This window comes from Thermoflexus sp. (assembly GCF_025055495.1).
Taxonomy (GTDB): Bacteria; Chloroflexota; Anaerolineae; order Thermoflexales; family Thermoflexaceae; genus Thermoflexus.
Genome location: NZ_JANWXB010000271.1, coordinates 1 through 8,885, shown reverse-complemented (window position 1 = coordinate 8,885; position 8,885 = coordinate 1). Strand labels below are relative to the sequence as shown.

At 64.2% G+C, this 8,885-nt stretch carries 8 protein-coding genes; all 8 read left to right on the top strand.

Features of this window, described 5'->3' with window-relative positions:
• Window positions 1–567, top strand: a 567-nt coding sequence (locus tag NZM16_RS08820; RefSeq protein ID WP_295479988.1) for a DNA translocase FtsK, incomplete at its 5' end; no start/stop codon positions are given.
• Window positions 568–1,016: 449 nt separating this feature from the next.
• A complete protein-coding gene (gene nusA, locus NZM16_RS08815) occupies window positions 1,017–2,810 on the top strand; it encodes a transcription termination factor NusA (RefSeq protein WP_295479986.1) in 1,794 nt (597 codons plus the stop codon).
• Window positions 2,811–2,815: 5 nt separating this feature from the next.
• Window positions 2,816–3,451, top strand: coding sequence for a Uma2 family endonuclease (locus NZM16_RS08810; RefSeq protein WP_295479984.1), 636 nt, complete (start codon window positions 2,816–2,818; stop codon window positions 3,449–3,451).
• A gap of 42 nt (window positions 3,452–3,493) precedes the next feature.
• Window positions 3,494–4,129 carry a Uma2 family endonuclease gene (locus NZM16_RS08805; RefSeq protein ID WP_295479982.1) on the top strand — a complete coding sequence of 212 codons (636 nt, stop codon included), beginning with the start codon at window positions 3,494–3,496 and terminating at the stop codon, window positions 4,127–4,129.
• A gap of 51 nt (window positions 4,130–4,180) precedes the next feature.
• Complete coding sequence (locus tag NZM16_RS08800) at window positions 4,181–4,465, top strand: YlxR family protein (RefSeq protein WP_295479980.1); 285 nt, start codon at window positions 4,181–4,183, stop codon at window positions 4,463–4,465.
• A 280-nt stretch (window positions 4,466–4,745) separates the two neighbouring features.
• Window positions 4,746–6,533 carry a translation initiation factor IF-2 gene (gene infB / locus NZM16_RS08795; protein ID WP_295452302.1) on the top strand — a complete coding sequence of 596 codons (1,788 nt, stop codon included), beginning with the start codon at window positions 4,746–4,748 and terminating at the stop codon, window positions 6,531–6,533.
• 636 nt (window positions 6,534–7,169) lie between these two features.
• Window positions 7,170–7,643: a transcription elongation factor GreA gene (gene greA / locus NZM16_RS08790; protein ID WP_295452299.1), complete on the top strand. Its 474-nt coding sequence runs from the start codon at window positions 7,170–7,172 to the stop codon at window positions 7,641–7,643.
• Window positions 7,644–7,652: 9 nt separating this feature from the next.
• On the top strand, window positions 7,653–8,885 hold a 1,233-nt coding region (lysS, locus tag NZM16_RS08785), incomplete at its 3' end, for a lysine--tRNA ligase (protein WP_295479978.1).

The window sequence follows — 8,885 nt, the reverse complement described above, 5'->3', positions numbered from 1 at the left end:
GTGGACGTGGTGACGGGGCTGATCAAGGCCAACTTCCCGGCCCGCATCGCCTTCGCGGTGGCCTCCTCGGTGGACTCCCGGGTGATCCTGGATATGCCCGGGGCGGAGACCCTGTTAGGGCGCGGGGATATGCTCTTCCTGCCGCCGGATCTGGGGAAACCCGTGCGGGTTCAGGGCGCGTATGTTTCGGACGCGGAGGTGGAGCGGGTGGTGCGGTTCTGGCAAGAGCGTTATGCGGATGAGCGGCCGGAGCCCGCCCCCTGGGAGGGGATGGTGACATCCCTGGAGGTGGGAAGCGGCCGTTCGGTGAGCCGCAGCGAATTCGAGGAGGAGGACGAGGAGACCCTTTTGCGGGAAGCGATTGAGATCATCAAGCGCCATCGTGGGGCGTCGACATCTCTGCTTCAGCGGAAGCTCCGCATCGGCTATCCCAAGGCAGCCCGCTTGATCGATCGCCTGGAGGAGCTGGGGATCATCGGCCCGCCGGAGCCCAGCGGGCGCCTGCGCCCGCTCCTCATCCCGGATAACTGGGAGCCGCCGCCGGACTGGTTCCGGCGATCCTTTTGAACATCTCTTAAGGGACGGCGACCAGTCGGGATGAGGTCTTCGGTCCGGCTCTCCGCCCGCAGGGGCCATTCCGCTGAAATGGGAAGAGGACCTGCGGGAAGGTTTTGGGGAGAGCTCCAGCGATTTTGGAGCACATCCTTGCCTCCTGCTTCCCTTGACGTTTCAGATCGCAATGTTTAAAATGTAAAACAGAAGTGATGCGGTGGATCCTTGCATGGGGCTCTGAAGGGCAGGGGGGCTGCGGCGAGAGGCTCGCCTGCCTGGAATAGAAATGGCATCGTCGGGGAATTCCCCGTGATTCACAGGGGCGCAGTCAGGCGCCCCTGTGTTGTTCATAAGGGGATGCGATGAGGCTGCGTAGCGCCGAAGACGGCCTGTCCGATCCCCTTAAATTCTGGCAGGATCCGCCGGGCAACCTCTAATGAACACTCGGTGAGAGGAGCTATCGAATGGCGAAAAGTGAGCTCCTGCTGGCAGTGAATCAGATCGCGGCCGATCGCAATCTCCCCCGTGAGATTGTCCTGGAGGTCCTGAAGGGGGCGCTGGCGACGGTGTTCCGTCGCATGACGGATGTGGGGAGCACCCAGGCCGTAGATGTGGAGATCGATTTGGAAACCGGCCAGATCCGGGTCTTCCTTCAGAAGACGGTAGTGGAGGTGGTGGAGGATCCCCGCCACGAGATCTCGCTGGAGGAGGCCCGTCGGATCCGCCCGGATATCCGGGTGGGGGAGATCATCCGACTGGACGTCACGCCGGCGAACTTCGCCCAGCGGATCGCCGCGCAGAACGTGCGGCAGATCGTCCTGCAGCGCATCCGGGAGGCGGAACGGGACTATCTCTACCGCTACTTCTCCGAACAGGAGGGGGAGATTGTCCATGGCGTGGTCCAGGCGGTCACGCCGCAGGGGGCGACGGTGTTGCTGGCTCAGGGACGGGCTGAAGCGATCCTGCCCCGTAATCAGATGGTGCCCGGGGAGCGGCTTCAACCCCACCAGCGGATCCGCGCTTACCTGGCGGAGGTGCGGCAGACGCCCCGTGGGCCGCAGCTGATCCTTTCCCGATCCCATAAGAACCTGATCCGACGCCTGCTGGAGACAGAGGTGCCGGAGATCTACAACGGCCTGGTCGAGATCAAGGCGATCGCCCGGGAGCCGGGCCAGCGCACGAAAGTGGCCGTGGCCGCCACCCAGCCCAACATCGACGCCGTGGGCGCCTGCATCGGCCAGCGCGGGATGCGGATTCAAAACCTGGTCCATGAACTGGGCGGCGAGAAGATCGATGTGATCGAGTGGCATCCAGATCCGGCGATCTTCATCGCAAAAGCCCTGAGCCCGGCCCGGGTGCTCACGGTGCACCTATTCGAGGAAAAGCGCTCGGAACGGACCGCCCAGGTCGTGGTGCCGGATGATCAACTCTCCCTGGCCATTGGACGGGAGGGCCTGAACGCCCGGCTGGCCGCACGCCTGACGGGATGGCGAATTGACATCCATAGCCTGACGGAGGCGCTGGAGCAATGGCTCCCCCGGGTGGCGGATCCGGAACTGCAGGAACGGATGGGAGAGGCTGCTCGTCTGATCCCGGCGATGCAGGAGGCCTTGGCCCGTCATAAGAGCCAGCCGGGGCTGCCCTGGAGCGCGGACGAGCTCCGGGATGCCCGAACCTTCCTGGAGGCAGCTTATCAGGCCTACATGGCGCGGCGGGAGGCCGAGCGGGCTCGTCGCAGGGCTCAGAAAGCGATACGGGTGGAAGCCCCGGAGATCCCGTTGGAGAAGCCGGAACCCGTTCCGCAGGAGACGGAGCTGGCCTGGGCAGCAGAGGAAGCTCCCGTTCTGGAGCCAGCGGCGACCGTGGAGCTGGCCCCCTCCATCCCGGAGACAGCGCCAGAGCCGGTTGCCCTGGAGACCGTAGAGAGCCCCTTGAGTGGGGAAACCGTGCTGGAGGCCCGGACCGAGCTCCCGGTTCCAGAGCCGGCGCGGGAATCCCAGATGGAGCCCCCGATCCCGGAGCCAGCGCAGGAGCTCTCGGAGGCTCCCTTCCCGATCTTTCCAGAACCCGAGCGGGTGACGATTCAGGAGGATGAAGAGGAGGAAGAAGCGGAAGAGGAGGAAGAAGAGATCCGACGGCGCAAGAAGGCGGGGAAGGGCAAGGAACGCCGGCGGGTCCGCTACGAGATCGATTACGAGGATGAGACCTGGCTGCGACGGATGCGGGGTGGCCGGGTGCGGGACTGGCTGGAGGAATGAGCGGAATGCCGGTGATGGTGGTGGATGAACGGAAGGAGCCGATTACAGGCCCCTATGTGGTGCGGATGGGGGGCTGGACGCTGGAACGCTATCTGCGGGAGGCCCCGGAAGATCAAATCTGGGAGTTCGTGCGCGGAGAGATCATCATGCACTCGCCCGCCACCGCAGAACACCAGCGAGTTACGGGGTTTCTGTATCGGCTCCTGCAGGGATACTGTGAAGCCAGGGGATGGGGCGAAGTCCTGATGGCCCCAGCGGCTCTTCAGGTGCTGCCGGAGGTGGTGCGGGAGCCGGACGTGTTCGTGGTGCCGCCGGAGGAGATGGAGAGGGCCCGGGGAGTGCCCCTGACGGTGCGGCCCGCCCTGGTGGTGGAGGTGACCAGCCCCGCCACCCGGGGAATGGACCTGGGAGAGAAAGCCGCCGAATACCGGGAGGCGGGAATTCCCGAGTATTGGGTGGTGGATCGGGAGCGACAGGAGGTGGTGGCCCAGTGGGGGACGGAGGTGATGCGGGTTCGAGAGGGCCGGTTGATCAGCCGGGCCGTCCCCGGCTTCTGGCTGGCGGTGGAGTGGCTCTTTCAGGAACCCCTCCCCCCCGCCAGCGCCTGCCTGCAGCGCATCCTGAGCGAAAAAGCGCCGTGAGGCCTTGAATCTGATGGGAGCAGAGCCTGCCGGGGGGAAGCCATGCCGGTGATGGTGGTGGATGAGCGGAAGGAGCCGATTACAGGCCCCTATGTGGTGCGGATGGGAGGCTGGACGCTGGAACGCTATCTGCGGGAGGCCCCGGAAGATCAAATCTGGGAGTTCGTGCGCGGAGAGATCATCATGCACTCGCCCGCCACCGCAGAACACCAAGACACCGTCATTTTCCTGACACGGCTTTTAGCCGGTTATTGCGAGGCAAAGGGCTGGGGGAAGGTTCTAACGGGTCCGGCGGCTCTTCAGGTGCTGCCGGAGGTGGTGCGGGAGCCGGATGTGTTCGTGGTGCCGCCGGAGGAGATGGAGAGGGCCCGGGGAGTGCCCCTGACGGTGCGGCCCGCCCTGGTGGTGGAGGTGACCAGCCCCGCCACCCGGGGAATGGACCTGGGAGAGAAAGCCGCCGAATACCGGGAGGCCGGAATTCCCGAGTATTGGGTGGTGGATCGGGAGCGACAGGAGGTGGTGGCCCAGTGGGGGACGGAGGTGACACGGGTTCGAGAGGGCCGGTTGATCAGCCGGGCCGTCCCCGGCTTCTGGCTGGCGGTGGAGTGGCTCTTTCAGGAACCCCTCCCCCCCGCCAGCGCCTGCCTGCAGCGCATCCTGAGCGAAAAAGCGCTGTGAAAAGCTTATGATTTCCTTCGCGTTTCAATACGGACTCGGGCAGAAACCGTTATGGTGCGGAAGCATATCCCTCAACGCACATGCGTGGGCTGCCGACAGGTGCAGGCGAAGCGAGAGATGATCCGCATCGTCCGCACGCCGGAGGGTCGGGTGGAGATCGATCCGACGGGGAAGAAATCGGGTCGAGGAGCTTACCTGCATCCCCGGCGTTCCTGTTGGGAACGGGCGCTGAAGGATGGGCGCCTGGAATACGCGCTGCGGATGGAAGCGTTGCGGGAGGAAGATCGGATGGCGCTGGTGGCCTATGCCGCGACCCTGCCGGAGGATGAGGCGTGATGCGACCCTGAAAGGGATCGCCGGAAAGCCCTCCTGCCTGCTTGCGCAGGCTGTGGGAAAAGCCTCGACTGGATCCACCGGCACGGTCGGCCTGGGCCGCCGTGCCGGTTTTTGTTATCCCAGCTTTCGCGGGGAGGAAGGCGAATGGCCTCTTCTCCCTCACTTCCCTCCTCCTCATGGCCTGACCGGGCGGTGAGGAGAGGAAAAATCATTTTAATGTGGGCGGGCACCCTCAGCGCCCCGCCCACCCCAAAAACAAGCTTCTCTCAGGAGGTATGGGATGCGACAAAACGGGCGGAAAGAGATTGAGATCCCGGCGAGCATCACGGTGCGCGAGCTGGCCGCGCTGATGTCGGTGAGCCCGATCGATGTCATCAAGGTCCTTATGCACAATGGCATTATGGCCAGCATTAACCAGCGCATTGATTACGAGACGGCGGCCCTGGTGGCCCATGAGTTCGGGTTTGAACCCCGGGAGCAACGGCCGACAGAGGTCGCCGAAGAGGAAGGTCCCTCATTGCTCTGGGAGCGCCTCTACGCGGGAGAGGATCCCTCGAAGCTGAAGCCGCGGCCACCGGTGGTGGTGGTCCTCGGCCATGTAGATCATGGGAAGACAACGCTTCTGGATGCCATCCGCCGCACGAACGTGGCGGCCCAGGAGGTCGGGCAGATCACTCAGCGGATTGGCGCCTATCAGGTGGAATACAATGGGCGCAAGATCACCTTCCTGGACACGCCAGGCCACGAAGCGTTCACCCAGATGCGGGCCCGCGGCGCCCAGGTCACCGACATCGCGGTCCTGGTGGTGGCGGCCGACGATGGCGTAATGCCTCAGACCCGCGAGGCGCTGGCCCACGCCCGGGCCGCCCGCCTGCCGGTGATCGTGGCCCTGAACAAGATCGACAAGCCCACTGCGAACGTCGAACGGGTGATGAGCCAGCTCTCGGATCTCGGTCTGGTTCCCGAGGAATACGGAGGCGATACCATCGTGGTCAAGGTCTCCGCCAAGCAGCGCATCGGCATCGAGGACCTCCTGGAGGCGATCCTGCTGGTGGCCGAGACCCGGGAGATCAAGGCCAATCCGGATCGCCCGGCGGTGGGCACGGTGATCGACGCGCGGGTGGATAAGCGGGGCCCGGTGGCGACGTTGCTCGTGCAGAACGGCACGCTTAAACAAGGGGACATCATCGTGGCGGGCGCCACCTACGGCCGGGTCCGAGCTATGTTCGATGATCGGGGCCGTCCGTTGAAGAAGGCACCCCCCTCCACGCCGGTGGAGGTCCTCGGGCTCTCGGATGTGCCGGAGGCGGGGGACCTTTTCGAGGTGGCGGAAAGCGAGCGCCAGGCCCGGGAACTGGCCGAGCGACGGGCCGCCGAACGCCAGCGCCAGCGCCAGGTCCGGCGGATGAGCCTGGAGGATCTCTACCGCCGCATGCAGGCGGGCAAGGTCCGCGAGTTCAACGTCATCGTCAAGACGGATGTCCAGGGTTCCATTGAGCCGATCATCGGCCTCCTGCAGCGACTGGTGGAGAAGCATGCGAAGGATCAGCTCCAGCTCAACGTCCTTCACGCCGACGCGGGCGAGGTCAGCGTCTCGGATGTCACCCTGGCGGCCGCCTCGGACGCGATCATCATCGGGTTCAACGTCCCGGTGGATGCGGCGGCGAAGCGGCTGGCAGAGAGCGAGGGGGTGGATATCCGGCTTTACAACGTGATCTATCACATCGAAGAGGATCTGGAGAAGGCCCTCAAGGGCATGCTGGCTCCCACCCTCCAGGAACGGGTCCTGGGCCACGCGGAGGTCCGCCAGGTCTTCAAGGTGCGGGGTGGACAGGTGGCGGGTTGTTATGTCCGGGATGGCGAGATCCGACGGAACGCCCTGGTGCGGGTTCTGCGGGGCGGCCAGAAGGTCCATGAGGGCCGCATCGCCTCTCTCAAACGTTACAAGGACGATGTCGTGGAAGTCCGGGCTGGCTACGAGTGCGGGATCGGGCTGGAGGGATTCCACGATTTCGCCACGGGCGATATTCTGGAGTGCTATGTCCTGGAGGAAGTGGCCGCGGCCTGAGGGATCCGATTGGGACAAACCTGGGAATCGAGGGGGGCCCGGACCCGTTTATGAGCTGGGAGCAGAAGGAACCGAAGCCTGCCCAGAGGAAGATGCCCCCTCCCCATGGCCCTTTGGGCCGTGGGGAGGGGAAGGAGATCCGGATAGAAACCTCATGGATTTTGCGTTTCAGAATGACGTTGGGCTCTTTCGAGCGGCGGGTGCTTCCAGCGCTCCGCAGAAGGAAGGAGTTACGGGGAGTCCCAGGAGATGTTCGCCTTCCAGAGCGCATCGAGGAAATGCCGCGGATGGTGTTGGATTTGCCTTCGGGCGAAAGCACCGAAACGAATGCCATGGGAAGCGCATCTGCGAGCCCGTGAGCGCCCACTTCAAGCAGCGTTACTCCTTTAGGTCGGACGCCAGGCCTGCCCTCCTTGTTGGGGCCCTTGGGGTATGCTATAATGAGGGCGCGCAAGGACATGGGAAGAGCGAAGCGTTCCGATCAGGCCGTTTGGCCTCCGGAAACAGGGCGCCTTTTGGGGCGCTCTTTCTGTTTCATCCAGCGGGGTTCTCATCCCCTCCCCGGCGGCTTAAGGGCCACAGGAGCGGGAAAGGAAATCCCGCCCGGACTTCTAAAATCCTATCGTGCGAGGATCTATGAGCGAGCAACCCATCTATCTCACCCGCGAGGGTTATCAGAAACTCCTCGAGGAACTGGAGTATCTTCGCACAGTCCGGCGCCAGGAGGTCGCAAAGCGATTGAACCTGGCAATGGATGAAGGCAATTACGACGAAAATGCAGAATACGAGGCCGCCAAGACAGAACAGGCGTTTGTGGAAGGCCGCATCATGACGCTGGAGTCCATGCTCCGCCGGGCCGTGATCATCGAGGAAACAACCGGCCCCAAGGCTTTCGTCACCCTGGGGAGCTGGGTGACGATCCAGGAGGAGGGCAGTTCCACGCCGGAGCGCTATCAGGTGGTCGGCTCGGCGGAGGCGGACCCCGTTCGAGGACGGATCTCCAATGAGTCCCCTCTAGGGCAGGCCCTTCTGGGGCGTCAGGTGGGGGATGTGGTCACCGTGAACGCCCCGGACGGCGTCCTGCGCTTCCGTATCCTCCACATCGAATAGGTTCCAGCAATGGCCCTCTTTCGGGAGATCGTCCGCCGTCGTCTGGAGAAGATCGCCCGACTTCGCGCCCAGGGCATCGATCCTTACCCGCCGCGCTCCCGGCGCACCCACACCAGCGCGCAGGCGATTCGGATGTTCCAGGCGGTCGAGGGCAGCGAGGAAACCGTGGAGGCGGTGGTTGCCGGGCGCCTGACGGCGATCCGCGCCATGGGAAAGGTGACCTTTGCGGACCTCCACGACGGCGACGGTCGTCTCCAGCTGTTCCTCCGCTACGATGACCTGGGGGAGGAGCGCTATCGCCTCTTCCAGGAATTTTTCGATCTGGGGGATTTCATCGAAGCGGAAGGGACAATGATGCGCACCCGGACGGGGGAGATCTCCCTTCGGGTCCGGGATTTCCGCATGCTGTCCAAGGCGATCTACCCCCCTCCCTCCCGCTGGCACGGCTTGAAGGATGTGGAGACCCGTTACCGGCGGCGCTACCTGGACCTGATGATGAACTCGGAGGTCCGGGAGATCTTCCGCATCCGCGCTGCCCTCGTCCGAGCGATCCGCGCCTTCCTGGACGAGCGGGGGTTCATCGAAGTGGAGACGCCGATCCTGCAGCCGATCTACGGCGGGGCCTCCGCTCGCCCCTTCATCACCTATCACAACGAGCTGGAGCAACAACTCTACCTGCGGATCAGCTTTGAGCTCTACCTCAAGCGCCTGCTGGTGGGGATGTTTGAGCGGGTGTATGAGATCGGCCGCGATTTCCGCAACGAGGGGGTTTCCTTCAAGCACAACCCCGAGTTCACCCAGATGGAATGCTACATGGCCTACGCGGATTACCAGGAGATGATGCGGCTGACGGAGGAACTGATCGCCTTCACCGCCGATCAGGTGCTGGGACGGCGCACGCTGACCTACCAGGGCCATGAGATCGATCTCGACCCGCCTTGGCGCCGCATCCCCCTGCGGGAGGCCATCTTGGAGTTCACCGGGATCGACATCGCGCAACATCCCACGCGCGATGCCCTGGCGGCGGCCATGGCCGCCCGCGGCATGGAAGTGGATCCCCGTGCCAGTCGGGGCAAGCTCATCGATGATCTGATCTCCCGGTTCGTCGAACCCAACCTGATCCAGCCCACATTTATCTACGACTACCCACGGGAGATCTCGCCCCTGGCCAAAGCCCGCCCGGACGATCCGGAGACGGTGGAGCGGTTTGAGGGGTTCATCGGAGGGATGGAGATCTGCAAC

Coding starts and splice junctions, on each gene's coding strand:
- nusA (WP_295479986.1), top strand. CDS start 1,017: ATGGCGAAAAGTGAGCTCCTGCTGGCAGTGAATCAGATCGCGGCCGAT.
- NZM16_RS08810 (WP_295479984.1), top strand. CDS start 2,816: ATGCCGGTGATGGTGGTGGATGAACGGAAGGAGCCGATTACAGGCCCC.
- NZM16_RS08805 (WP_295479982.1), top strand. CDS start 3,494: ATGCCGGTGATGGTGGTGGATGAGCGGAAGGAGCCGATTACAGGCCCC.
- NZM16_RS08800 (WP_295479980.1), top strand. CDS start 4,181: ATGGTGCGGAAGCATATCCCTCAACGCACATGCGTGGGCTGCCGACAG.
- infB (WP_295452302.1), top strand. CDS start 4,746: ATGCGACAAAACGGGCGGAAAGAGATTGAGATCCCGGCGAGCATCACG.
- greA (WP_295452299.1), top strand. CDS start 7,170: ATGAGCGAGCAACCCATCTATCTCACCCGCGAGGGTTATCAGAAACTC.